Below are 23,478 nucleotides of genomic sequence, written 5' to 3' on the forward strand. Positions count from 1 at the left end.
ATCGGATGTGAGGGGCCCGATTGATCGGGCCAAGGGCGCGATCCAGCGAGCGATTTGCAGCGCTGGGATGCGCTACCGAACGATTGGCGGGGTGTTCGGTGACGAGCGCGGCCACGGCGACTTCGGACGTTGCCACCAAGAAGGTGATTACGGAAGGGGTGGATGGTACAGACGCTGGTCATGACGTATCACAATGAAACGGCTGGTCGCGCGCGCAGGCTCGCGGGACGATATCGACGCGCCGCATGGTGCCGCCACAATGCGGGCAGACGGGGATCTCGCATTTGGTGAGGGGATCGGCGCCGGCTTCTTGATCAGTCGGAGCGTTGCGGACAGCAAGGAGTTGACGGCAGAAAGCGATTTTATCGTTGCGTCCGCCATTGGCGAGGAAACCATAGTGGCGGATGCGGTGGAAGCTGTCCGGCAGGGTGTGCAGGAGAAAGCGACGAATGAACTCATCGGCCTTAAGCGTCATCACTTTGGTTTTACGATTCTGCCGATAGTCCTTCCAGGCAAAGCTCACCTTGCCGTCGGCAAGCGAGATCAGCCTACTGTTGGCGATGGCGACGCGATGCGTATAGCGGCCGAGATAAGCCAGCACCTGTTCGGGCCCACCGAATGGCGGCTTGGCATAGACGACCCAGTCGGTCCATCGAAGTTGAGCGAGGCGCTCGGCGAATGCGGCGGGATCGGCGAGACGGGCGAGATCGCCAAAGAAGCCCAACTGGCCAGCCGCGAAGGCAGCTTGCAGCTCTTGCAGAAACAGGCGGCGGAACAGCCTGGAGAGGACGCGCACCGGCAGGAAGAAGCCGGGCCGGCAAGCGACCCAGTGTGTGCCGTCGAGTGAAGGTCCACCACCAGGCACGACGCAGTGGATATGCGGATGGTGTTGCAGGGTTTGACCCCAAGTATGGAGGACGGCGGTCAGACCGAGCTGAGCGCCGAGATGCTTGGGGTCGGCCGCGATGGTGGTGAGCGTCTCGGCCGCGCAGCGGAACAGAATGGCATAGACCACCGCCTTGTTCTGGAAAGCAATCTCTCTGGCCGGCGCCGGCAAGGTGAAGACGACGTGGAAGTATGGCACGGGAAGGAGTTCGGATTGTCGCTCGGCAAGCCATTGCGCGCGCGCCGAGCCTTGGCACTTCGGGCAATGCCGATTGCGACAGGAGTTGTAGGCGATCCGGGTGGCACCGCAGTCGTCGCATTGCTCGATGTGGCCGCCAAGCACAGCCGTCCGGCATGCCGTGATCGCGCCCATGACGCGCCGCTCGACGCGACCCAGATGTCCGGCACGAGCTTGCCGAAACGCTTCGCCGTGGCGGCGGAAGATATCCGCCACTTCCAGAACTGGAGTCATCAGGTCCGCTCAGCCGGGCGGCACGACCTCCAGGCGGAGCCGGTCAAGCGGACTTGGCGTATTGCTGATGGTCTTTGTGGCGACTTGGGTATAGCGCGCCGTGCTCTGCAGACTGGCATGGCCGAGCAGCACCTGGATGATGCGCACGTCGGCCCCGTTCTCCAGGAGATGGGTCGCGAATGTGTGCCGCAGCGTATGCACTGTCACCGACTTGCTCAAGCCGGCCGCCGTACAGGCTGAACGGCAGGCGGCGTGCAGCACGTTAGGGACGAGCGGACGCTCGTCGTCGCGGCCGGGAAATAGCCATCGTTTGGGCCGAGTGAGCCGCCAATACGTCCGCAGAATCCTCAAAAGCTGCGGCGAGAGCATAACGTAACGGTCCTTGCCGCCCTTGCCGTGCTCGACCCGGATCAACATCCGCTGGCTATCAATGTCGACAACCTTCAAGAGGACCACTTCCGATACGCGCAAGCCTGCGGCATAGACGGTGGTCAGCGCGGTACGGCTCTTGAGGCTTGGGATTGCTTCCAGGAAGCGCACGACCTCGTCGGCGCTCAGCACCACCGGCAGTTTGCGCGGTTTACGCGCATAGGCGATGCGCTCCGGAACGGTGTCATGACCCAGCGTCACACCGTAGAAAAACCGCAGTGCGCAGACGATCTGGTTCAGCGCCGGCCAGGACATCCCCGTCGCAACCAGATGAACCTGGAAAGCACGGATATCCTCCAGGTCGAGGCGGTCAGGAGAACGACCGAAATATCGGCTCAACTTCGCTACGGCGTTGAGGTAGGATTGCTGCGTCGCCGGTGACAGATTGCGGACCGTCATGTCCTCGATCATGCGGCGGCGAAGTGGGCTGATCTCAGCCATCGGAAAACCTCCTGTCTAAAGGGTTGGGCTTCGAAAACCCGCAATCCTCTCAGACAGGAGGCAATCCTTGCTATGCCTCCCTACATGCCGCGCCAGCGGCTTCGTTCAATCCTGAAAATGAAATTGCAAGGTTCCGACGCCCGAAGCATCAAACCCCTGCAAACGCAAAACAGTCCACAACGACAAATGCGATTCTAGCTCAATCGCTTAGCCACTCTTCACGGACGACTACTTCTGCTGCTGCGGCAGAAAGGTCGGGCCGACCGAGCGGATCGGCTTGTTCTCCGAACTCGGCGCAGCCGCGGCCGTATCCGCTGGTGCTGTCGCAGCCGGTGCATTGGCCGTCGTCGGCGCAGGCGCTGTGCCCTTCTTGGCGCTGGCAGGCTGCGGCGCGCCCTTGTTCAGGCGCTGCTGCTGCATCTTCCTGGCGCTCTCTTCGGTGACGATGATGTCGCCCTGCTGCTCGATGGTCGCCTTGTCGTCGGCCGATTTCAGCGCATCGGCCCAAGTCTGTCCGGCCGCCTTGCAGGAGCAGGACGGGTTGAACTCGCTGCGGAATTTGAAAGCCGTCGGCAGCGCAGTGTAGGGGTGGCCGCCGATCGAGACCGCCGAGTTCATGTCCTCGCCGGGATTGCGGTGGGTGTAGAGCGTGGCTTCCGCGGCCGGGCACAGCGCCTTGCAGGTCTTCTCGTCGTCGGAGAAGCGCGCCGGCACGGTGGCAAACGAGATCGGGAAATACGCGCCGTCGCAGGTGCGCACGCACACGGTGCGATACGTGCCGGATGGCGGTCCGAGATCCGAGGGCGGCACGGCTTGCGGATTGTTTGGATTGTTCGGGTTGTTGCCGCCGTTGAAGAGGTTGCTCAGGAAGTTGCCGCCGCCCTGCGACTGCGCGGCGTTGGCATATTGCGGGCCGCAATTGTTCTGCGCCAGCGCCATCAGCACCGAGCGGCGCTGGTTGTCGCGCTCCGGGCTGAAGCCACCGGCACCGCCGCGCAGGCGCTCGAGGTTGCCGGTGATCTGGTCCAGATTGGCGCGCATCTGCTGGATCTGGGTGTTGACCGGGCCGCACTGCGCCTGCTGGCCGTTGAACAGCGAGAAGAAGCCGGAGGAGTCGCAGCCCATGCGCTTGGCCTGCATGGTGACGCGGTCGAGCTCGGCCTGCTGCTTGGCCTGGGAATCCTGATAGCGGCGGATCTGCTCTTCGCGCGCGGGATCGCCACCGCCGCCGCCATGGTCGAGCGCGACGAGCTGGCCTTCCAGCCTTGCGCACATCGGATTGGGGCCGAGCCCGTTCTGGCTGGGCTGAGTCGGCGGGCCGGGCGGGCCGGCCTGCGCGAAAGCGCCACTGGCGAGCACGACGGTGCCGAGGAGCACGGTGCAGGCAAGGAGGGAGCGGGCACGGGAGACAGACAAAAATTCAGGCATATCCGCCATTCTAGCGAGGTCACGGCCCGGCACGATCTGGGGGCCGAAGCGCGCCCTCCAATAGCCGCTTCCTGCGGCATCGTCACGTCGTTTCAGGGGGCCGAAGGCTGGTCCTAAGGTCCGCCAGCTCCGAGGGAATTCAGCGCTGGCAGGTGATTGCGACATATTCGTCGCAATGGCCATGGGAGCAGTTTGCGCCGGTTTTGGGGACAGAGCCGGTAATTTCGTCGGGATCGACCCGGCGATAGCTTGAGGCCTGGGCAAAATTCCGTGACTGGCAGTAGGTGCGCGCGACCTGCGCCCCGCATTTGTCGCCCCTGGCGAGGCACTTGTCGACGCCGTAGCCGTCCGCCTGGTTGGCAATGATGAAGACGCGGGTCTCGGCGAATGCGCCGGATGCCGCGAGGAGGGAGGCACAGGAGACGAGCACGAACAGCAATCGCATGGGAGTACCGGGGGCTGGAGACCGCCCGCTCTTAATAAACTCAAAAGGTTAAGGGGAGTGGAACCATTGCGGCTGGCCGGCGCGATTGCGGGAGGAAAACGGCATTTCCGCGGCTCCCTTGACGTCAGGGGCCATCGTGGCCCATATGTTCCCGCATGAACGGTCTCCTCGCCATTTGCATCATTTGCGAGATTACGAGCTAGCGATTCGCTGGCTGGAGCCGTCTTTTCTCAAACACATTGAGAGCACTGGACGCCCGGCCGCGCAACGGCCCGGTTCTCGCATTCGCATGTCGTCGCGGCAAATTGGGTTGCGAATGCGAGAACCGGACCGCTGCAAAGAAATGAAGTTTTTGTGCCGCTTGCGATTTGAAGTTCCTGGTCGAGTTTGCTGCTATCGCTGCAGGAACTTCAAATCGCATTCGGCACTACGACAGGTGTCCATATGGAATTACGCCTTTACGATACGTTGACGAGGGAGAAGCGGCCGTTTGTGCCGCTCGATCCAAGGAACGTCCGCATGTATGTCTGCGGGCCGACCGTCTACGACTTCGCCCATATCGGCAATGCGCGGCCGGTGATCGTGTTCGACGTGTTGTTTCGGCTGCTGCGCCACGCTTATGGCGAGGCGCACGTCAAATATGTCCGCAACATCACCGACGTCGACGACAAGATCAACGACCGCGCTGCGCGCGACTTTCCCGGCCTGCCGCTGAATGAGGCGATCCGCAAGGTCACCGAGGAGACCGGGAAGCAGTTTCACGCCGACGTCGATGCGCTCGGGTGCTTACGGCCGAGCGTCGAGCCGCGCGCGACCGAGCATATCGCCGAAATGCGCGAGATCATCGAGAAGCTGATTGCCGGCGGCTTTGCCTATGCCGCCGAGGACCACGTGCTGTTCTCGCCGCAGGCGATGAACGCGGCCAATGCCGGCCTGCCGCGCTACGGCGCGCTGTCCAATCGCTCGCTGGACGAGATGGTTGCCGGCGCCCGCGTCGATGTCGCGCCCTACAAGAAGGGCAACACCGACTTCGTGCTGTGGAAGCCGTCCAAGCCGGGCGAGCCATCATGGCCGTCGCCGGCCGGCATCAATGCCGAAGGGCGGCCGGGCTGGCACATCGAGTGCTCGGCCATGGCCTGGAAGCATCTCGGCGAGCACTTCGACATCCACGGCGGCGGCATCGATCTCGTGTTCCCGCATCACGAGAACGAGGTGGCGCAGACCTGCTGCGCGTTCCACCAGGAGCGCATGGCGAACTACTGGATGCACAACGGCTTCCTGCAGGTCGAGAGCGAGAAGATGTCGAAGAGCCTCGGCAACTTCATCACGATCCACGAGCTGCTCGAGGACTGGCCGGGCGAGGTGCTGCGGCTGAACATGCTGAAGACGCATTACCGCTCGCCGATCGACTGGACCTTGAAGTCGGTGGAGGAGAGCGCCAGGACGCTCGACGACTGGTATCGCGTCGCCGCCGACGTGGTGCCGGGCGAGCCGGCTGCGTCCGTGGTCGAGCCGCTGCTCGACGACCTCAACACGCCGCTGGCGATCGCGGCGCTGCACGGCCTGCGCGGCGAAGCCGCTGCATTGGCGGGCTCGTTGCGGCTGCTCGGCTTCCTGTCGGAGAGTGCCGCGCAATGGGAAAGCCGCAAGCAGCGGGCGAGCGGCGTCGACGCCGCTGAAGTCGAACGCCTGCTCGCGGAACGAACGGCCGCGCGTGCACGGAAAGACTTCAAGGAGTCCGACCGCATCCGCGATCTGCTCGCCGGGATGGGCGTTGCGATCAAGGACTCCAAGGACGGGACCACCTGGGAGGTCGCGCGATGAAGCGGCCCGACACGCCTTTTCCGCGGCACTGGCTCTATTACATCGCGCTGAAGATCCTGCTGCTCGGCGCCGCGGTGGCGATCGTGCTGAAACTCTATGGGATGTGGTGAGGACGATGGGACAGACTTTGCCGAAGCCCGCACTTAGGCCCTTCCTGCCCGATGACGTGCCGGTGCTCGCCGCGATCTTCGCCGCCAGCATCGAGGAGCTGACCGGCGACGACTACAGCGAGGCGCAGCAGCAGGCCTGGATGGAGGCGGCGGAGGACGAGGAGTTCGGCAAGCAGCTCGCGGCCGACCTGACGCTGATCGCGACGCTCGAGGGCTCGCCCGTCGGCTTCGCCTCGCTGCGCGGCACCGATCAGATCCGCATGCTCTACGTGCATCCGGCCGTGGCCGGGCAGGGCATCGCGACCATGCTGGTCGACGCGCTGGAGAAGCTTGCCGGCGGCCGGGGCGCCAAGAGCCTGACGGTCGATGCCAGCGACACTGCGGAAGGCTTCTTCGCCAAGCGCGGCTACACCGCGCAGCAGCGCAACAGCGTCACCATCAATGACGAGTGGCTCGCCAACACCACCATGAAGAAGACGCTTGGAGCTGTGCCATGAGCAAGGAGCGTCTCTATCTGTTCGATACCACGCTGCGCGATGGCGCGCAGACCAACGGCGTCGATTTCACGCTGGCCGACAAGCGGATCATCGCGGCGATGCTCGACGATCTCGGCATCGACTATGTCGAGGGCGGCTATCCCGGCGCCAATCCGCTCGACACCGAGTTCTTCGGCTCCAGGCCGAAGCTCAAGCACGCGCGCTTCACCGCCTTCGGCATGACGCGGCGGGCAGGGCGCTCGGTCTCCAACGATCCCGGCGTCGCCGGCTTGCTAGAAGCCAAGGCCGACGCGATCTGCTTCGTCGCAAAATCCTCCGCGTATCAGGTCCGCGTCGCGCTGGAGACGACCAACGAGGAGAACCTCGCCTCGATCCGCGACAGCGTCGCGGCGGCGAAGGCGGCGGGCCGCGAGGTCATGCTCGATTGCGAGCATTTTTTCGACGGCTACAAGGAGGACGCGAGCTTCGCGCTTGGCTGCGCCAAGGCCGCCTATGAAGCCGGCGCGCGCTGGGTGGTGCTGTGCGACACCAATGGCGGCACCATGCCTGATGAGGTCGAGGCCATCGTCAGCGACGTGACCAAGCACATCCCCGGCGATCACGTCGGCATCCACGCCCATAACGACACCGAGCAGGCGGTGGCGAATTCGCTCGCCGCGGTGCGCGCGGGCGCGCGGCAGATCCAGGGCACGCTGAACGGCCTCGGCGAGCGCTGCGGCAATGCGAATCTCTGCTCGCTGATCCCGACGCTGAAATTGAAGAAGGGCTTTGCCGACGTTTTCGACATCGGCGTCACGTCCGAGAAGCTGACGACGCTCGTGAAGGTCTCGCGCACGCTCGACGACATGCTGAACCGCGTGCCGAACCGGCATGCTCCTTACGTCGGCGAGAGCGCCTTCGTCACCAAGACCGGCATCCATGCCTCCGCCGTGCTGAAGGATCCGCAGACCTATGAGCATGTGTTGCCGGAGCTGGTCGGCAACCATCGCAAGGTGCTGGTGTCCGATCAGGCCGGTCGCTCCAATGTCATCGCCGAACTCGACCGCGCCGGCATTGCCTATGAGAAGAGCGATCCGAAGCTGACGCGGCTCGTCGAGGAATTGAAGGAGCGCGAAGCGGCGGGCTACGCCTATGAATCCGCCAACGCCTCGTTCGATCTTTTGGCGCGCCGCACGCTCGGCAAGGTGCCGCATTATTTCGAGGTCGAGCAGTTCGACGTCAATGTCGAGCAGCGCTACAACGCGCTCGGCGAGCGCGTCACGGTGGCGCTGGCCGTCGTCAAGGTCGACGTCGCGGGCGAGCATCTGATCTCGGCCGCGGAAGGCAACGGCCCGGTCAACGCGCTCGACGTTGCCTTGCGCAAGGACCTCGGCAAGTACCAGAAATACATCGAGGGGCTCACGCTGATCGATTACCGCGTGCGTATCCTCAATGGCGGCACCGGCGCGGTCACGCGCGTGCTGATCGAGAGCGAGGACGAGAACGGCGACCGCTGGACCACGGTCGGCGTGTCCCCGAACATCATCGACGCCTCGTTCCAGGCGCTGATGGATTCGGTGATCTACAAGCTCGTGAAATCGGGCGCACCGGCGTAGGATGACGGCGTAGGGGACGGTGGCGCCGCAAACGCCGTCATTGCGAGCGAAGCGAAGCAATCCAGACTGGCTCCGCGGAAAGACTCTGGATTGCTTCGCTTCGCTGGCAATGACGAGGGGAGGGAGCACGGCACATGATCGACCACATCTCCGTCGGCGTCAGCGATCTCGATCGCGCTGCAAAGTTCTACGAGGCCGCACTCGCAACGCTCGGCCTCGCGCGTCTCGTCACGCGGCCGCGGACGGTGGGCTTCGGCAAGGCCTATCCGGAGTTCTGGATCAATTTGCGCGAAAACATGCCGCACGTCGGGCCGGAGAGCGGCGTGCACATCTGCCTGCGGGCGAAGACCACGGCCGAGATCGACGCCTTTCACGCAGCCGCGCTGTGCGCCGGCGGCGCGTCCGACGGCGCGCCGGGCATCCGTCCGCACGACCGCGTGCGCTACTACGCGGCATTCGTCTTCGATCCCGATGGTAACCGGATCGAGGCGGTGACGTTTCCGCAGGAGTAGCGCATGATCCGGAAAAGTGTGCGGCGGTTTTCCGAAAAGATCATGCGCCAGCAAAAAGCTCTTACAGCTTGCGCGCGACTTCCGGGGCGAGCTGCTTTTCCGCCTCGGCGATCTGTGCCGCGGCCGCTTTCAGCTTCGGCAATATCTCCTCGACGCGATCGGCCTTGATGATGTCGACCGAGAGGCCGGCGCGGATGAACTCGGTCTGGCGCATGTGCGACAGCAGCGAGAACAGCGGCTCCCAGAAATTGTCGATATTGGCGAGCAGCACCGGTTTGGCGTGACGGCCGAGCTGTTTCCAGGTCAGCTGCTCCACCAGCTCCTCCAGCGTGCCGACGCCGCCGGGCAACGCCACGAAGGCGTCGGAGCGTTCGAACATCAGCCGCTTGCGCTCGTGCATGTCGGGGGTGACGATCATCTCCTGCACGCGCGTCAGCGCGTTCTCGCGCATCCGCAGGAATTCGGGGATGATGCCGGTCACGGTGCCGCCGTGATCCAGCACGGAGGTCGCGACCGAGCCCATCAGGCCGAGCGAGCCGCCGCCGTAGACCAGGCGGATGTTGTTCTCGGCGAGGGCCTTGCCGAATGCCTTGGCGCCTTCGGTGAAGCGGGGATTGGTTCCAGGGCCGGAGCCACAATAGACGCAGACGGTTTTGATCGTGCTCATTGGTGCCATGATGCATTGCAGCGAAGAGGCGTCAAGCCCAATCGGTGATTCGGGCTGCCCGGAAATCTACCGGTAAATGGCGAGAAACAATCGAAGATTCGCCATCTGGCGGGGTGCGCGGGCATCGGGAAGGCTCTATATGACAAGCGAAAATCGTTAATCGCAGCGACGCCCGCATCCGGCGGGCCTTCAGGTTTCTTGATGGACCAATCCCAATCGTTCGACGGCGCCGACGTTCCTGATCCTCCCGCCGGGGGATCGCTGGAGCGGGCCACGCTGATGGGCACGCTGGCGCATCTGTGGCCCTATATCTGGCCGGGCGACCGTTTCGACCTGAAGATGCGGGTGGTCTGGTCGCTGGTGCTGCTGCTCGCGGCCAAGCTGATCACACTCGCGGTGCCGTTCAGCTTCAAATGGGCCACCGACGCACTGACCGGCGCCAACACCGCGCCGGTCGCGGCCGACAATTGGCACCTCTGGGTGATCGCCTCGCCCTTGCTGCTGACCGCGAGCTACGGCGTGATGCGCATCCTGATGGCGGTGCTGACGCAGTGGCGCGACGGCATCTTCGCCCGCGTCGCCATGCACGCGGTGCGCAAGCTCGCCACCATCACCTTCATCCACATGCACGAGCTGTCGCTGCGCTTTCACCTGGAGCGCAAGACCGGCGGCCTGACGCGCGTGCTCGAGCGCGGCCGCGAGGGCATCGAGGTCATCGTACGGATGGTGATCCTGCAGCTGATCCCGACCATCGTCGAGGTCTCGCTCCTGATGGCCGTGCTGCTCTGGCAGTTCGACTGGCGCTACGTGGTCGCGACCCTGATCACGGTCGCGGTGTACATGTACTACACGTACATCGCGACCGAGTGGCGGATCGGCATCCGCCGCAAGATGAACGATTCCGACACCGAGGCGAACACCAAGGCGATCGACTCGCTGCTCAACTACGAGACCGTCAAATATTTCGGCGCCGAGGCGCGCGAGGCGCAGCGCTACGACAGGTCGGTGGAGCGTTACGAGGAGGCGAGCGTCCGCACCTACACCTCGCTCGCGGTGCTCAATACCGGCCAGGCCGTGATCTTCACGATGGGACTGACCGCGACCATGCTGATGTGCGCGATCGGCGTGCGCAACGGCACCAACACGGTCGGCGATTTCGTGCTGGTCAACGCCATGATGATCCAGCTCTACCAGCCCCTGAATTTCATGGGCATGGTCTATCGCGAGATCAAGCAGGCGATCATCGATATCGAGAAGATGTTCAATGTGCTGCGGCGCGAGGCCGAGATCAAGGACGCGCCCGGCGCGCAGCCGCTGGCGGTATCCGCCGGCAGGGTGCGGTTCGAGGACGTGCGCTTTGCCTACGAGCCGATGCGGCCGATCCTGAAAGGCATCAGCTTCGAGGTGCCCGCCGGCAAGACCGTTGCCATCGTGGGTCCCTCAGGCGCAGGCAAGTCGACGATCTCGCGGCTCCTGTTCCGCCTCTATGATGTTTCCGGCGGCAAGATCTTGATCGACGGCCAGGACATCCGCGAGGTCACGCAGGCCAGCCTGCGCGGCGCCATCGGCATGGTGCCGCAGGACACCGTGCTGTTCAACGACACCATCCGCTACAACATCCGCTACGGCCGCTGGGACGCCAGCGACGCCGAGGTCGAGGAGGCGGCGCGCCTCGCGCAGATCGACCATTTCATCCGCATGGCGCCGAAGGGCTACGAGACCCAGGTCGGCGAGCGCGGCCTGAAACTGTCGGGCGGCGAGAAGCAGCGCGTCGCGATCGCGCGCACCGTCCTCAAGGCGCCGCCGATCCTGGTGCTTGATGAAGCGACCTCGGCACTCGACACCCACACCGAGCACGAGATCCAGGGCGCGCTCGACCGCGTCGCCAAAAACCGTACCTCGCTCGTGATCGCGCACCGGCTCTCGACCATCGTCGGTGCCGACGAGATCATCGTGCTGGACCAGGGCCGTATCGCCGAGCGCGGCACCCACGCAAGGCTGCTCGCGCAGGGCGGCCTTTACGCCAGCATGTGGAACAGGCAGCGCGAGGCCGAGGCGGCGCGCGAGAAACTGGCCAAGATGGCCGATTCCAGCGAGGCGCCCAACCGGGAGCCGCCGCCGGTCGCCGACGTCCTGACCACGCCTGCGGCCGCGGAGTGACCTTGTCTCCGATCCCAACTCTGGCCTAAACAAGCGCCGATCGCGCGGCACGTCCCGCGTGCCAACAACCCCAGGCGGCAGATAGCGATGTCCATTCTCGATTCGATCCAGCGTCAGATCCCGCCGATCCACAAGGAGGGCTATCCCTTCATCGGCGGCTTTGCGCTGGCGAGCCTGATCCTGTTCTGGCTGTGGTCGCCTTTGGGGTGGATCGGCACGATCCTGACCGTGTGGTGCGCGCTGTTCTTCCGCGACCCCGTGCGGGTGACGCCGGTGCGCGAGGGGCTCGTGGTGTCGCCGGCCGACGGCCGCGTCTCGATGATCACCATGGCGCTGCCGCCGGCCGAGCTCGGGCTCGGCGACCGGCCGCTGCCGCGCATCTCGGTGTTCATGAGCGTGTTCAACTGTCACGTGAATCGTAGCCCGATCGCGGGCAGGGTGGACCGCATTGCCTACCGGCCAGGCCTGTTCATCAATGCCGAGCTCGACAAGGCGAGCGAGGACAATGAGCGCAACTCGCTGGTGATCTCGACGCCGACGGCGCGGATCGGCGTGGTTCAGATCGCAGGCCTCGTCGCTAAGCGCATCGTCTGCTTCGTCAAGGAGGGGCAGGCGATCGGCGCCGGCGAGCGCTTCGGCCTGATCCGCTTCGGCTCCCGACTCGACGTCTATCTGCCGGTCGGCACCAAGGCGCTGGTCTCGGAAGGCCAGACCGCGATCGCCGGCGAGACCATCTTGGCCGACCTGGCCGGCGAGGACCCCAGCCGCGCCTTCCGCGCCAATTAACCAAAGTCGGTCCTTGCGGGCCTTCCGCCGCAATGGCGGAGGGGAACGGGGCTTGCTATATCTCGCGCTAGGATAAGGACGAGCCATGACGCCCTATGACGTGAGAGATCCCGATGTCCGCCGCCGGCGGTTCCGTCCCATTCCGGTGCGGATGCTGGTGCCCAACGTCATCACGCTGCTGGCGATCTGCGCCGGCCTGACCGCGATCCGCCTGTCGATCGAGGGGCGGATGTCGCTCGCCGTCTACGCCATCGTGTTCGCGGCCGCGCTCGACGGCATCGACGGCCGCATCGCGCGCATGATCAAGGGCCAGTCCAAGTTCGGGGCGGAGCTCGACAGTCTTGCCGACTTCGTCAATTTCGGCGTCGCGCCGGGCCTGATGCTGTATTTCTGGCAGTTGCACGAGCTTGGCAATGCCGGCTGGATCGCCGCGATGGTGTTCGCCATTTCCGGCGGCCTCCGCCTGGCGCGCTTCAACGCCACCATGGACGATCCGAACAAGCCGGCCTTCGCCGCCAATTTCTTCACCGGCGTGCCGGCGCCGGCCGGCGCGATCACGGTGCTGCTGCCGATCTATGTCGCCTTCCTCGATCTCGGTCGGCTGCCCGCGGCAGTGACGGCGGCCTATACGCTGCTGATCGCCTTTCTGATGGTCTCGCGCCTGCCGGTGTTCTCCGGCAAGACCAAGCGCATGCGCGTGTCGCCAGAACTGGTGCTGCCGGCGTTCGTCGCGGTGATTGTCTTCGTTGCAATCCTGATTGCCTATCCCTGGCAGGTGCTGTCGATCGGCACGGTGCTGTATCTTCTCGCTTTGCCGCTCGGCTACAAATCCTATCGCGACCAGGCGCGCGCGATGGATGCCACGGCGCCTGCGGGAGGCGAGATCTCCTCGCCGCCGTCGGCGCCGACGCTAGCGAAATTGTCGGAGCCGCCGCACGACGACGACCGGCCGGGACGGCTGCACTGAGCAGCCACACGCGGATATCTGCCATGAGACCCTCCGAGTTGGGTTGAGGCCTGATCTCGGCTATATCGCCCTGTGCCGGCGGCATCGCGCCGACAGCGACCGCCAATCTGGGAGAGAACGCCGTGACTGATAAAGCGACCGGGCCGCTGCCCGCTTCCGTCCTCGAAGCGCTGGGCCGCTACGATACCCCGACGATCTGCAATGCCATGGAGATCGTGGCGCCCGAGCGGCGGCTGATCGGCTACACCACCAAGCAACTGGTCTGCCCGTTTCCCGACCTGCCGCCGATCGTCGGCTATGCCCGCACGGTCGCGATCCGCTCGGTGCTGAAATCCTCGCTCCCCGCCGAGGAGCAGTCGAAGCGCCGGATCGAATATTACGAATATGTCGGCACGGGTCACGGTCCGCGCATTTCGGTGATCCAGGACATCGACAGTCCCGATGTCGGCTACGGCGCGTTCTGGGGCGAGGTGCAGAGCAACGTGCACAAGGCACTCGGCTGTCTCGGCGTCATCACCGACGGCTCGATCCGTGACATCCCGCAATGGGCGCCGGGCTTCCAGGCCTTGGCCGGCTCGATCGGTCCGTCGCACGCCTGGGTGCATGCCGAGAGTTTTGGCGGCGAGGTGCGCGTCGCCGGCATGACCGTGAAGTCCGATGACCTCATCCACGCCGATCAGCACGGCGCGATCGTGATCCCGCTCGACGTCGCCGCAAAGCTGCCCGAGGCCGCCGAGCTCTGCGGTCGCCGCGAGACGCCGATCCTGGAGATCGCCCGCAGTCCCGACTTCTCGCTGGAGAAGCTGAAGGCCGCGCTGAAGCGTTCGGCGGAAATCCACTGACAGGTGATTGGGCGGATCTACGGCCGCGTCGCCGGCCGTGGATCGCCTTGTTCGGTCAGAAACAGGGCGACCTGATCGGGCTCACCGAGCACTGCAGCGGCGCATCCAATCAGGGTGAAGCCGCCGGCAAGGTCCCACAGTGTAATGTCGTCCGCGCTGTCGGCGCTGTGAATCAACCGTGCTGCGATTACGGCGAAGGCAGCTTCGACAAAGAGCAGGATGCTGAACGCCGGCAGCACGAGTTCCGGTTCGAGCAGATGGAGCGCCAGCAGCGCCGGCAACGCGGTGAGAAGACTGAACAGCGTCAACATCGCAAAACGGCTCCCGCGATGGAGCAGGTCGCAGGGCCAGAAGATACCAAACGACCGATCGCCTCGATGTGGCGCAGGGCCGCAGCCGGAGCGTCGTTTCAGCGCGCCCGCTTATGGTTAGCGAAGTGTTGAAATTCCTGGACGGCAATCGCAGCGCCGGAGCGCACACTGTCCCGACTTAACCTTTACGCGGCTTTAAGGGCGGCGCTCTAGGGTTTGCGAGCGGTTCGGGGTTGGGCCGCGCCAGCGGCCAGGACGGCCGTTGTTGCGGACGCGTTGGAGTCTCCCATGGATATCATGACGGGCGTTGGGCTCACGGCGGGCATCATCGTCATCACGGCGATGATCCTCATGGGCGGCGACCTGCACATGTTCATCTCCGAACATGCGATGATCATCATCTTCGGGGGCTCGATCTCCGCGACCATGATCCGCTTTCCGCTCTCGGCGCTGCTGCACGGCCTCCCGCTCGGCGCCAAGTTCGCCTTCACCATGAGCCGGCTGTCGGCCCACGACCTCGTCGACGAACTCGCCCGCATCGCCGAGATCGCCCGCAAGCAGGGCCCGGTGGGCCTCGAAAAGGTCGAGACCGACGAGCCGTTCCTCGCCAAGGGCATCCGCTACGTCGCCGACGGCTACGACCTCGACTTCATCCGCGACAATCTCGAGCGTGACCGCGACAACTTCCTGATGCACCTCGACGAGGGCAGCAAGATCTACCGTGCCATCGGCGACTGCGCCCCGGCGTTCGGCATGATCGGCACGCTGATCGGCATGGTGCAGATGTTTGCCAACATGACCGATCCGTCCAAGCTCGGCCCGTTCATGGCGACCGCGCTGCTCGCCACGCTTTACGGCGCCCTCGTCGCCAACCTGTTCTGTCTGCCGATCGCCGACAAGCTGCACGGCAAGCTGCTGGACGAAGAGACCAACCGCACTCTCATCATCGACGGCATCCTGATGATCCGCGATTCCAAGAGCCCGACCTTGGTGCGCGAAATGCTGCTGGCCTATCTGCCGGAGAAGCATCGTCACGCCGAGGGCGAGCCGGTGCCGGCCTAAGGCCGCTCCCCGGGATCAACCGAGATGGCCAAGAAGAAGCGCGGCGATGCTCACGGCGGCGGTCACGGCTGGTTCGTGACCTTCGCCGATCTGATGGGCCTGATGATGAGCTTCTTCGTGATGCTCGTCGCGTTCTCGACGCAGGACGCCAACAAGCTGAAGATCGTCGCCGGCTCGATGCGCGACGCCTTCGGCGTGCAGAGCGAGGCGCGCTACGCCGGCATCGTCGAGTCAGACGGCCTGCCGACACGCCCGCGGCTGAAGAACGTCGATCACATCCAGCCCGAGGATGCCTCCAACACGCCGACGCCGGACCAGGAGGATCGCGACCGCACGTCGGGCGCCAAGATGAAGATCGACCGTAATTTCGCGCTGGCCGCGGCCTCGCTGCGGCAGGCCCTGCAGGACATGCCGGAACTGACCGAGATGTCCAAGCACATCATGTTCGAGGAGACCAAGCAGGGCCTCAACCTGGAGATCGTCGATCAGGACGGCCGTTCGATGTTCGCCGACGGCTCCAAGGTGCCCTATGACCGCACCCGCCGTCTGATCGAGAAGCTCGCGGTCCCGCTCAAGGCCACGCCGCTCCGCGTCTCCATTGCCGGTCACACCGCGGCCGGATTCGTGCCGACCCGCAGCGATTACGGCGCCTTCGATCTGTCGGCCGACCGCGCCAATGCCGTGCGACAGATCCTCGAGCGCGAGGGCCTGCCGGCCTCCCACATCTTCGCGGTCTCCGGCAAGGCGGACACCCAGCCACTGTTTCCGGACGATCCCTCGCTCGCCGCCAACCGGCGCGTCACCATCACGCTGATGCGCGAAGATCCGCCGCTGCCGCCGAATTTGAAGCCTTAGGGCATCATCCGGAGAAGCGGGCGCCGAGTCTCCCACGCGACAAACGCGGGACGCTTTTGCGCGGGGATCATGCCCAAACGATAAGCCCCCTTGCGCTACCATCGTACCTGAGACATCTCGTCGCGCGGCGCCGAGTGTGGCCGCGCCTTCGCAGCAGCCGGCTCCGCGCCTGCTATGCTGTACCGATTGACAGACGCGCAGGAAGCGTCAAAAGGCGCCGGATCAAATTCAGGGACGAAGCGTTTTCCATTCTCATGGCGGCGAGCATCACACAGACCGAGGCCCATGAAGGGCCGGTCACCTCGGGTTTTTGGGCCCTTACGCTCGGGAGCATCGGCGTTGTCTTCGGCGACATCGGGACCTCGCCACTCTACGCATTCCACGAGGCGGTCAGGGGCGCGGCTGGCGGCGAGTCGGTTTCGCGCGTCATCGTGCTCGGCGTGCTCTCGCTGATCCTGTGGGCGCTGCTGATCGTCGTGACGGCCAAATACGTCCTGCTGCTCTTGCGCGCCGACAACAACGGGGAGGGCGGCACGCTCTCGCTGATGGCCCTTGGGCAGCGCGCGCTGGGCCGGCGGAGCTGGTTCCTGCTCGCCCTCGGCGTCATCGGCGCCTCCATGTTCATCGGCGATTCCATGATCACGCCGGCGATCTCAGTGCTGTCGGCGGTTGACGGACTGAAGCTCGCGACGCCTGCGTTCGAGCACTACGTCGTACCGCTCACGGTCCTGATCCTGGCGCTGCTGTTCGCGGTACAGAGCAAGGGTACGGCGCTGGTCGCGTCCGCCTTCGGCCCGGTGATGGTGGTCTGGTTCACTGTCCTTGCGGTGATGGGCGCGGTCCACATCGCCGACGATCCGTCTGTGCTGGCAGCGATCAATCCCTATTACGCCCTGCAATTCCTGCTGACGCACGGCACGATCGGCCTGGTGACATTGGGAGCGGTGTTCCTCGCCGTGACCGGCGGCGAGGCGCTCTATGCCGATCTCGGTCATTTCGGCCGCAAGCCGATCCAGTCGGCCTGGATGTTCTTCGTGCTGCCCGCGCTGCTGATCAACTATTTCGGGCAGGGCGCGCTGGTGCTGTCCGATCCCAGCGCGATCGAGCACTCGTTCTACCGCATGGTGCCCGAGAAGCTGGTGCTGCCGCTGGTCGGGCTTGCGACGGCCGCGACGGTGATCGCGAGCCAGGCGGTGATCACCGGTGCCTATTCGCTGGTCTATCAGGCGGTGCAGCTCGGCCTCTTGCCGCGGTTCGAGGTGCGCTACACCTCCGAAACCCATGCCGGCCAGATCTACCTGCCGCGCGTGAACCGGCTGCTGCTGATCGGCGTGATGCTGCTGGTGCTGCTGTTCCGCACGCCCAGCGGGCTCGCCTCGGCCTACGGTATCGCCGTGTCCACCACGATGGTTGCCGACGGCATCATGGGCTTCATCGTGATCTGGAAGCTGTGGAACTGGCGCGCCGCGACCGCTTCGCTCGTGATCCTGCCCTTCGTCATGGTCGACATGACCTTCTTCAGCGCGAACCTGCTCAAGCTGCTCGAGGGCGCCTGGGTGCCGCTGCTGTTCGGCGTGGTCATGGCCGGGACGATCTGGACCTGGCGGAAGGGCACCGGAATCCTGATCCAGAAGACGCGCCGCATTGAGGTGCCTCTGGATGAGCTGATCCGCAGCCTGGAGAAGCGGCCACCGCACATCGTCAAGGGCACGGCGGTGTTCCTGACCAGCGACCCCGCTTTCGTGCCGACCGCGCTGTTGCACAATCTCAAGCACAACAAGGTCCTGCACGAGCACAACGTGATCCTGACCATCGAGACCGCGCAAACACCGCGGGTCGATCTGTCCGAGCGCTTCCGCATGGAGAAGGTCAGCGACAAGTTCTCCAAGGTCCGGTTGCGCTTCGGCTTCATGGAGCAGCCAAATGTCCCCAAGGCCCTGGCCATCGCGCGCAAGCAGGGCTGGCAGTTCGACATCATGTCGACGTCGTTCTTCGTGTCGCGAAGATCGCTGAAGGCTTCGGCGCAGTCGGGCATGCCGCTCTGGCAGGACCACCTGTTCATCGCGTTGAGCCGGTCCGCCAACGATGCCACCGACTATTTCCAGATTCCGACCGGGCGGGTGGTTGAAGTCGGAACCCAAGTGACTATCTGAAAACGCAACTGCCGGACCTATGCGAATTTTGCATGGCTAGGGCCCAAAATCGGGCTAGGCTATGCCGGCAGCGCAGGACTATAAGCCGCGCGCTCTTCCGCCCTTGTGCAGTGAAGCATTATTAGAGGCCATCGGGCTCTCCCATGACAAGCGACGTAGCAGTTCCCGCCCCGGAAACGGCGGCGGCCAATGGGCATGGCGAAGCCCACACGACCGCCAGTTTCGGCGCCCTGACGCTCGGCAGCATCGGTGTCGTCTATGGCGATATCGGCACCAGCCCACTCTACGCGTTCCGCGAGGCGGTGATGGCGGCTTCGGGCGCGGAAGGCGCCCCGACGCCGGCGGCCATTCTGGGCGTCGTCTCCCTGATCCTGTGGGCGCTCATCGTGGTGGTGACGCTCAAATACGTCGTGATCCTGCTCCGCGCCGACAACAACGGCGAGGGTGGCACGCTGGCCCTGATGGCGCTGGCCCAGCGCGCGGTCGGCGCCGGCGGGGCGACAATCGTCCTGCTCGGCATCATCTCCGGCGCGCTGTTCTACGGCGATGCCGTGATCACGCCGGCGCTCTCGGTGCTGTCGGCGATCGAAGGTATGAAGGACGTCACCCTGACGTTCGAGCCATACATCGTCCCGCTGACCGTAGTGATTCTGGTCTGCCTGTTTGCGGTGCAGTCGCGCGGCACGGCGCGCGTTGCCGCCTTCTTCGGTCCGATCATGTGCGTCTGGTTCGCGGTGCTCGCGGCCGCGGCGATCCACCCCATCATCGAGCAGCCGCAAATCCTGTTCGCGCTGAACCCGCTTTACGCGGTGTCCTTCATGCTCCACCACGGCATCATCGGCTTCGTGACGCTGGGCGCGGTGTTCCTGGCAGTGACCGGCGCCGAGGCGCTCTATGCGGACCTTGGCCATTTCGGCAAGCGGCCGATCCAGACCGCCTGGCTGTTCATCGTGCTGCCATCGCTGGCGCTGAACTATCTCGGGCAGGGGGCGCTGGTGCTCGGCGATCCCGGCGCGATCGTCAGCCCGTTCTTCCAGCTCTTCCCGCAAGGCTTTTTCCGCGGCAGCATGGTCGTGCTGGCCACCATGGCAACCGTGATCGCGAGCCAGGCCGTCATCACCGGCGCCTATTCGCTGACGCGGCAGGCGATCCAGCTCGGCCTGCTGCCGCGCTTCGAAATTCGCCATACGTCTGAAGCCCATTCCGGCCAGATCTTCATCCCGCGCATCAACCAGCTGCTGCTGGTCGCGGTGGTGCTGCTGGTGCTGCTGTTCCGCTCCTCCAGCGCACTGGCCTCGGCCTACGGCATCTCCGTCACCGGCACCATGGTGGTCACGGCGATGATGGGCTTTGTCGTGATCTGGAAGGTCTGGCGCTGGTCACCCGTCGCAGCCGCCGCCCTGATCGCGCCATTCCTGTTCCTCGACCTGACCTTCCTCGCCGCGAACCTGCTCAAGGTGTTCGAGGGCGGCTGGGTGCCGCTGGCGCTCGGCGCGGTCATGATCATCCTGATGTACACGTGGCGGCGCGGCAGCAGGCTTCTGTTCGAGAAGTCGCGCAAGCTCGAGTTCCCGCTCGCCGACCTCGTGGCCATGCTGGAGAAGCGGCCGCCGCAGCGGGTGCCCGGCACGGCCGTGTTCCTGACCTCGGACCCGCTCAGCGCCCCGACCGCGCTGATGCATAGTCTGAAACACTACAAGGTGCTGCACGAGAAGAACGTCATTCTCACCATCGAGACCGCGCAGACCCCGCGGATCGATCCGGCCGAGCGCGTCAGGCTGGAGCAGATCTCACCGACCTTCTCCAAGGTGACGCTGAAGTTCGGCTTCATGGAGTCGCCCAACGTGCCGAAGGCGCTCGCCATCGCCCGCAAGCTCGGCTGGCAGTTCGACATCATGTCGACCTCGTTCTTCCTGTCGCGCAGGGCGCTGAAGCCCGCCGCCCATTCCGGAATGCCGCGGTGGCAGGACCGGCTGTTCATCTCGCTGAGCCGCTCCGCCAACGATGCCACCGACTATTTCCAGATCCCGAGCGGCCGTGTCGTCGAGGTCGGCACCCAGGTGACGATCTAGCCACCGCTGTCGTCGCCCGGCTTGACCGGGCGATCCGGTGTCCTAGAGGCGGAGCGGCTAGAGCCGAGAAGCCGCGGCGTACTGGATTCCCCGCTTTCGCGGGGAATGACACCGAACGCGTGGTGGGAGTTGAAGCAGGAGCTTCAGGCATCCCGAAAGCTGCACTTCAAGTCGCTGCGATTTAGCTTTAACTTGCGCAGCGCAGCTCAAGCCTTTGTAGCGCTTGATTTTCGCTTCCCGAGAGGCGAGGTTGCCGCGCGCCGGGATCGCCCCGGCATGCGCCTTGCGACGTTGGAGGATGAAGTGACAAACCAGGTACAGGATCTGACCCCGGACGAGGTCTCCAAGGGTGTCGCGGAAGGGCGCTATCTGCTCGTCGACGTCCGTGAGCCGAACGAGGTCGAGGCCGAGGCCTATCCCTACGGTGTCGTGGTTCCGCTCTCGACCTTCGACCCCAAGGCGATCCCCGATCCGCAAGGCAAGCAGGTCGTGTTCGCCTGCCGCTCGGGCAAGCGTTCGGTGACCGCCTCGCTGGCGGCGCAGGCGGCGGGCCTGCCTTACGACAAGCACCTGGCCGGCGGCATGCTCGGCTGGAAGGCGGCGGGTCTTCCCAGCAAGGTCGGTGGCTGATCGGCCCCGATGTCTAACAAGATGTCCAAGAGCTCGTCCCTGAACAAGGTCTTCGCCGACCTTCCCGTCACCATCTTCGAGGCGATGTCGCAGGCCGCGCGCGACAACAACGCCATCAATCTCGGCCAGGGCTTTCCCGACGATCCCGGTCCCGAGGACATCCGCCGGGCCGCGGCCGAGGCCTCGCTGAACGGCTACAACCAGTACCCCTCGATGATGGGCCTGCCGGAGCTGCGCCAGGCGATCGCGACCCATTACGGCCACTGGCACGGCCTCAAGCTCGATCCGATGAGCGAGGTGATGGTCACCTCCGGCGGCACCGAGGCGCTGACCTCGGCCATCCTCGCGGTGGTGCAGCCCGGCGACGAGGTGGTCTGCTTCCAGCCGGTCTACGATTCTTACTTGCCGATCATCCGCCAGGCCGGCGGCATTCCGCGCCTGGTTCGCCTGGAGCCACCGCACTGGCGGCTGAATGAGGACATGCTGAAAAGCGTGTTCAATTCAAAGACCAAGGCGGTGCTGTTCAATAATCCCCTGAATCCATCGGCGGTGGTGTATCCGCGCGAGGACCTCGAGCTCTTGGCGCGCTACTGCCAGGAGTTCGACGTCATCGCGATCTGCGACGAGGTCTGGGAGCACGTCACCTTCGACGAGCACAAGCACATCCCGCTGATCACCATCCCCGGCATGCGCGACCGTACCATCAAGGTCGGCTCGGCCGGCAAGATCTTCTCGCTGACGGGCTGGAAGATCGGCTTCGTCTGCGCCGCGCCACAGCTGCTGCGCGTCGCCGCCAAGGTGCACCAGTTCCTGACCTTCACCACCGCGCCGAACCTGCAGGCCGCGGTCGCCTACGGCCTCGGCAAGTCCGACGAGTATTTCCTGTCGATGCGCAAGGACCTGACGCGGAGCAGGGACCGCCTGACCAAGGGGCTGGAGAGCCTCGGCTTCCCGGTGCTGAAGTCGCAAGGCACCTATTTCCTCACCGTCGACCTGTCGCCGCTGGGGCTGAACGAGAGCGACACCGAGTTCTGCTGGCGCATCGTGAAGGACTACAAGGTCGCCGCGATCCCGGTCTCGGCGTTCTACGAGCAGGACCCCGTGACCTCGGTGGTGCGCTTCTGCTTCGCCAAGAAGGACGAGACGCTCGACACCGCATTGGAGCGGTTGTCGGACGCGGTACGTGGACGCAAGAGGTAGACAGAGATGACGAACGTCAGCCGCCCGGGGTTTTGTCTTGGTCTTGCCATCGCCGCGCTGACGTTGCTTTCGCCTCCGGCAGGCGCCGAGGAGCGCGTCGTCAACTTCTACAACTGGTCCAACTACATGGCGCCGGATGTCCTCGAGAACTTCACCAAGGAGACCGGCATCAGGGTGGTCTACGACACCTTCGATGCCAACGAGACGCTGGAGACGCGGCTGATGGCCGGCAAGTCCGGCTATGACGTCGTGGTGCCCACGGCGTATTTCCTGCAGCGCCAGATCAAGGCCAACATCTTCCAGAAGCTCGACAAGTCGAAGCTGCCGAACCTCGCCAATGCCTGGCCGGTCGTGACGCAGCGCCTCGCGACCTACGATCCCGGCAACGCCTACGCCGCCAACTACATGTGGGGCACGACGGGCATCGGCTACAACGTCGACAAGGTGAAGCAGATCCTCGGCCCCGATGCCAGGATCGACAGCTGGGACATCGTCTTCAAGCCGGAGAACCTCGCCAAGTTCAAAGACTGCGGCGTGCACATGCTCGACTCCGCCGACGACATCTTTCCGGCGGCGCTGAACTGGCTCGGGCTCGATCCGAACTCGTCCAAGCAGGCCGACCTCGAGAAGGCCGCCGACGCCGTCGCAAAGGTTCGCCCGTCCGTGCGCAAGTTTCACTCGTCGGAATATCTCAGCGCGCTCGCCACCGGCGAGATCTGCTTCGTGGTCGGCTGGTCCGGCGACATCATGCAGGCCCGTGCCCGCGCGGCCGAAGCCAAGAGCGGTGTCGAGATCGGCTACACCATCCCGAAGGAGGGCGCGCAGATGTTCTTCGACAATCTCGCGATCCCTGCGGATGCGAAGAACGTCAGCGAGGCCTACGAGCTGATCAACTATCTGTATCGCCCGGACGTCGCCGCGAAGAACTCGGCCTTCTTGTCCTACGCCAACGGCAACCTCGCCAGCCAGAAGCTGGTCGATCCGAAAATCCTGAACGACAAGAACATCTATCCGGACGAGGCGACGCTCGCAAAACTGTTCGTCATCACGGCGCGCGAGCCGGCAACGCAGCGCATCATCAACCGGCTCTGGACCAAGGTGAAGACGGGGCGCTGAGCTTTGCCGTCATTCCGGG

General features: G+C 64.7%; 21 protein-coding genes. 15 read left to right on the plus strand and 6 right to left on the minus strand.

The window, feature by feature from the left end; translation table 11 throughout:
* Positions 1-178: 178 nt before the first annotated feature.
* From ACNJYB_RS16210 to ACNJYB_RS16225, 4 genes are all read right to left on the minus strand, one after another.
* Positions 179-1,360 (minus strand): IS91 family transposase, encoded by a 1,182-nt coding sequence (locus ACNJYB_RS16210; protein ID WP_439375460.1) that lies wholly within the window; start codon positions 1,358-1,360, stop codon positions 179-181.
* A 6-nt stretch (positions 1,361-1,366) separates the two neighbouring features.
* Positions 1,367-2,227, minus strand: a complete 861-nt coding sequence (locus ACNJYB_RS16215) for a tyrosine-type recombinase/integrase (protein ID WP_439368084.1) — start codon at positions 2,225-2,227, stop codon at positions 1,367-1,369.
* A gap of 228 nt (positions 2,228-2,455) precedes the next feature.
* Positions 2,456-3,664, minus strand: coding sequence for a DUF2865 domain-containing protein (locus tag ACNJYB_RS16220; RefSeq protein WP_439374853.1), 1,209 nt, complete (start codon positions 3,662-3,664; stop codon positions 2,456-2,458).
* Between the two features lie 130 nt (positions 3,665-3,794).
* The gene (locus tag ACNJYB_RS16225; RefSeq protein ID WP_439374854.1) at positions 3,795-4,100 is read right to left on the minus strand and encodes a hypothetical protein; all 306 of its coding nucleotides are present in this window, start codon (positions 4,098-4,100) and stop codon (positions 3,795-3,797) included.
* Positions 4,101-4,544: 444 nt separating this feature from the next.
* On the opposite strand from ACNJYB_RS16225, the gene cysS reads away from it, so the two are divergent.
* The 4 genes from cysS to ACNJYB_RS16245 all read left to right on the plus strand — a co-directional run bounded on the left by cysS (position 4,545) and on the right by ACNJYB_RS16245 (position 8,638).
* Positions 4,545-5,924, plus strand: a complete 1,380-nt coding sequence (gene cysS, locus ACNJYB_RS16230) for a cysteine--tRNA ligase (protein WP_439374855.1) — start codon at positions 4,545-4,547, stop codon at positions 5,922-5,924.
* Positions 5,925-6,039: 115 nt separating this feature from the next.
* Positions 6,040-6,531, plus strand: coding sequence for a GNAT family N-acetyltransferase (locus ACNJYB_RS16235; RefSeq protein ID WP_439374856.1), 492 nt, complete (start codon positions 6,040-6,042; stop codon positions 6,529-6,531).
* Positions 6,528-8,126 carry a citramalate synthase gene (gene cimA / locus ACNJYB_RS16240; protein ID WP_439374857.1) on the plus strand — a complete coding sequence of 533 codons (1,599 nt, stop codon included), beginning with the start codon at positions 6,528-6,530 and terminating at the stop codon, positions 8,124-8,126. The genes ACNJYB_RS16235 and cimA overlap by 4 nt, the downstream gene beginning before the upstream one ends.
* A gap of 134 nt (positions 8,127-8,260) precedes the next feature.
* Complete coding sequence (locus tag ACNJYB_RS16245) at positions 8,261-8,638, plus strand: VOC family protein (RefSeq protein ID WP_439374858.1); 378 nt, start codon at positions 8,261-8,263, stop codon at positions 8,636-8,638.
* Positions 8,639-8,699: 61 nt separating this feature from the next.
* Here the strand turns inward: ACNJYB_RS16245 and ACNJYB_RS16250 are convergent, their stop codons facing one another.
* On the minus strand, positions 8,700-9,305 hold the full coding sequence (locus ACNJYB_RS16250; protein WP_026312401.1) for a TIGR00730 family Rossman fold protein: 606 nt from the start codon (positions 9,303-9,305) through the stop codon (positions 8,700-8,702).
* A gap of 201 nt (positions 9,306-9,506) precedes the next feature.
* On the opposite strand from ACNJYB_RS16250, the gene ACNJYB_RS16255 reads away from it, so the two are divergent.
* The 4 genes from ACNJYB_RS16255 to ACNJYB_RS16270 all read left to right on the plus strand — a co-directional run bounded on the left by ACNJYB_RS16255 (position 9,507) and on the right by ACNJYB_RS16270 (position 14,060).
* On the plus strand, positions 9,507-11,465 hold the full coding sequence (locus ACNJYB_RS16255; RefSeq protein WP_439374859.1) for an ABCB family ABC transporter ATP-binding protein/permease: 1,959 nt from the start codon (positions 9,507-9,509) through the stop codon (positions 11,463-11,465).
* Between the two features lie 87 nt (positions 11,466-11,552).
* The gene (locus ACNJYB_RS16260) at positions 11,553-12,251 is read left to right on the plus strand and encodes a phosphatidylserine decarboxylase (protein ID WP_439374860.1); all 699 of its coding nucleotides are present in this window, start codon (positions 11,553-11,555) and stop codon (positions 12,249-12,251) included.
* Positions 12,252-12,336: 85 nt separating this feature from the next.
* Positions 12,337-13,218 carry a CDP-alcohol phosphatidyltransferase family protein gene (locus ACNJYB_RS16265; protein WP_439374861.1) on the plus strand — a complete coding sequence of 294 codons (882 nt, stop codon included), beginning with the start codon at positions 12,337-12,339 and terminating at the stop codon, positions 13,216-13,218.
* Between the two features lie 122 nt (positions 13,219-13,340).
* A complete protein-coding gene (locus ACNJYB_RS16270; protein WP_439374862.1) occupies positions 13,341-14,060 on the plus strand; it encodes an RraA family protein in 720 nt (239 codons plus the stop codon).
* A gap of 17 nt (positions 14,061-14,077) precedes the next feature.
* On the opposite strand, the gene ACNJYB_RS16275 is transcribed toward ACNJYB_RS16270, so the two are convergent.
* A complete protein-coding gene (locus ACNJYB_RS16275; protein ID WP_439374863.1) occupies positions 14,078-14,371 on the minus strand; it encodes a hypothetical protein in 294 nt (97 codons plus the stop codon).
* 288 nt (positions 14,372-14,659) lie between these two features.
* Here ACNJYB_RS16275 and ACNJYB_RS16280 point away from each other — a divergent pair, with 288 nt between their 5' ends.
* From ACNJYB_RS16280 to ACNJYB_RS16310, 7 genes are all read left to right on the plus strand, one after another.
* The gene (locus tag ACNJYB_RS16280) at positions 14,660-15,433 is read left to right on the plus strand and encodes a motility protein A (protein WP_080138159.1); all 774 of its coding nucleotides are present in this window, start codon (positions 14,660-14,662) and stop codon (positions 15,431-15,433) included.
* Between the two features lie 24 nt (positions 15,434-15,457).
* Positions 15,458-16,288 (plus strand): flagellar motor protein MotB, encoded by an 831-nt coding sequence (locus ACNJYB_RS16285; protein WP_439374864.1) that lies wholly within the window; start codon positions 15,458-15,460, stop codon positions 16,286-16,288.
* A gap of 254 nt (positions 16,289-16,542) precedes the next feature.
* Positions 16,543-18,441: a potassium transporter Kup gene (locus ACNJYB_RS16290; protein ID WP_439374865.1), complete on the plus strand. Its 1,899-nt coding sequence runs from the start codon at positions 16,543-16,545 to the stop codon at positions 18,439-18,441.
* A gap of 143 nt (positions 18,442-18,584) precedes the next feature.
* Complete coding sequence (locus ACNJYB_RS16295; protein WP_439374866.1) at positions 18,585-20,513, plus strand: potassium transporter Kup; 1,929 nt, start codon at positions 18,585-18,587, stop codon at positions 20,511-20,513.
* Positions 20,514-20,816: 303 nt separating this feature from the next.
* Entirely contained in the window at positions 20,817-21,143 is a 327-nt protein-coding gene (locus ACNJYB_RS16300) for a rhodanese-like domain-containing protein (protein ID WP_439374867.1), read from the plus strand.
* A gap of 21 nt (positions 21,144-21,164) precedes the next feature.
* Positions 21,165-22,343 carry an aminotransferase gene (locus ACNJYB_RS16305; RefSeq protein WP_439375573.1) on the plus strand — a complete coding sequence of 393 codons (1,179 nt, stop codon included), beginning with the start codon at positions 21,165-21,167 and terminating at the stop codon, positions 22,341-22,343.
* 6 nt (positions 22,344-22,349) lie between these two features.
* Positions 22,350-23,459, plus strand: coding sequence for a polyamine ABC transporter substrate-binding protein (locus tag ACNJYB_RS16310; RefSeq protein ID WP_439374868.1), 1,110 nt, complete (start codon positions 22,350-22,352; stop codon positions 23,457-23,459).
* Positions 23,460-23,478: the final 19 nt, after the last annotated feature.

The sequence above is a fragment of the Bradyrhizobium sp. SMVTL-02 genome, from assembly GCF_051853005.1.
Taxonomy (GTDB): Bacteria; Pseudomonadota; Alphaproteobacteria; order Rhizobiales; family Xanthobacteraceae; genus Bradyrhizobium.

What these genes read in the sequence shown, in the direction of transcription:
- ACNJYB_RS16215 (WP_439368084.1), bottom strand. Translation starts at nt 2,227, where the DNA reads ATGGCTGAGATCAGCCCACTTCGCCGCCGCATGATCGAGGACATGACG.
- ACNJYB_RS16220 (WP_439374853.1), bottom strand. Translation starts at nt 3,664, where the DNA reads ATGGCGGATATGCCTGAATTTTTGTCTGTCTCCCGTGCCCGCTCCCTC.
- ACNJYB_RS16225 (WP_439374854.1), bottom strand. Translation starts at nt 4,100, where the DNA reads ATGCGATTGCTGTTCGTGCTCGTCTCCTGTGCCTCCCTCCTCGCGGCA.
- cysS (WP_439374855.1), top strand. Translation starts at nt 4,545, where the DNA reads ATGGAATTACGCCTTTACGATACGTTGACGAGGGAGAAGCGGCCGTTT.
- ACNJYB_RS16235 (WP_439374856.1), top strand. Translation starts at nt 6,040, where the DNA reads ATGGGACAGACTTTGCCGAAGCCCGCACTTAGGCCCTTCCTGCCCGAT.
- cimA (WP_439374857.1), top strand. Translation starts at nt 6,528, where the DNA reads ATGAGCAAGGAGCGTCTCTATCTGTTCGATACCACGCTGCGCGATGGC.
- ACNJYB_RS16245 (WP_439374858.1), top strand. Translation starts at nt 8,261, where the DNA reads ATGATCGACCACATCTCCGTCGGCGTCAGCGATCTCGATCGCGCTGCA.
- ACNJYB_RS16250 (WP_026312401.1), bottom strand. Translation starts at nt 9,305, where the DNA reads ATGAGCACGATCAAAACCGTCTGCGTCTATTGTGGCTCCGGCCCTGGA.
- ACNJYB_RS16255 (WP_439374859.1), top strand. Translation starts at nt 9,507, where the DNA reads ATGGACCAATCCCAATCGTTCGACGGCGCCGACGTTCCTGATCCTCCC.
- ACNJYB_RS16260 (WP_439374860.1), top strand. Translation starts at nt 11,553, where the DNA reads ATGTCCATTCTCGATTCGATCCAGCGTCAGATCCCGCCGATCCACAAG.
- ACNJYB_RS16265 (WP_439374861.1), top strand. Translation starts at nt 12,337, where the DNA reads ATGACGCCCTATGACGTGAGAGATCCCGATGTCCGCCGCCGGCGGTTC.
- ACNJYB_RS16275 (WP_439374863.1), bottom strand. Translation starts at nt 14,371, where the DNA reads ATGTTGACGCTGTTCAGTCTTCTCACCGCGTTGCCGGCGCTGCTGGCG.
- ACNJYB_RS16280 (WP_080138159.1), top strand. Translation starts at nt 14,660, where the DNA reads ATGGATATCATGACGGGCGTTGGGCTCACGGCGGGCATCATCGTCATC.
- ACNJYB_RS16285 (WP_439374864.1), top strand. Translation starts at nt 15,458, where the DNA reads ATGGCCAAGAAGAAGCGCGGCGATGCTCACGGCGGCGGTCACGGCTGG.
- ACNJYB_RS16290 (WP_439374865.1), top strand. Translation starts at nt 16,543, where the DNA reads ATGGCGGCGAGCATCACACAGACCGAGGCCCATGAAGGGCCGGTCACC.
- ACNJYB_RS16295 (WP_439374866.1), top strand. Translation starts at nt 18,585, where the DNA reads ATGACAAGCGACGTAGCAGTTCCCGCCCCGGAAACGGCGGCGGCCAAT.
- ACNJYB_RS16305 (WP_439375573.1), top strand. Translation starts at nt 21,165, where the DNA reads ATGTCCAAGAGCTCGTCCCTGAACAAGGTCTTCGCCGACCTTCCCGTC.
- ACNJYB_RS16310 (WP_439374868.1), top strand. Translation starts at nt 22,350, where the DNA reads ATGACGAACGTCAGCCGCCCGGGGTTTTGTCTTGGTCTTGCCATCGCC.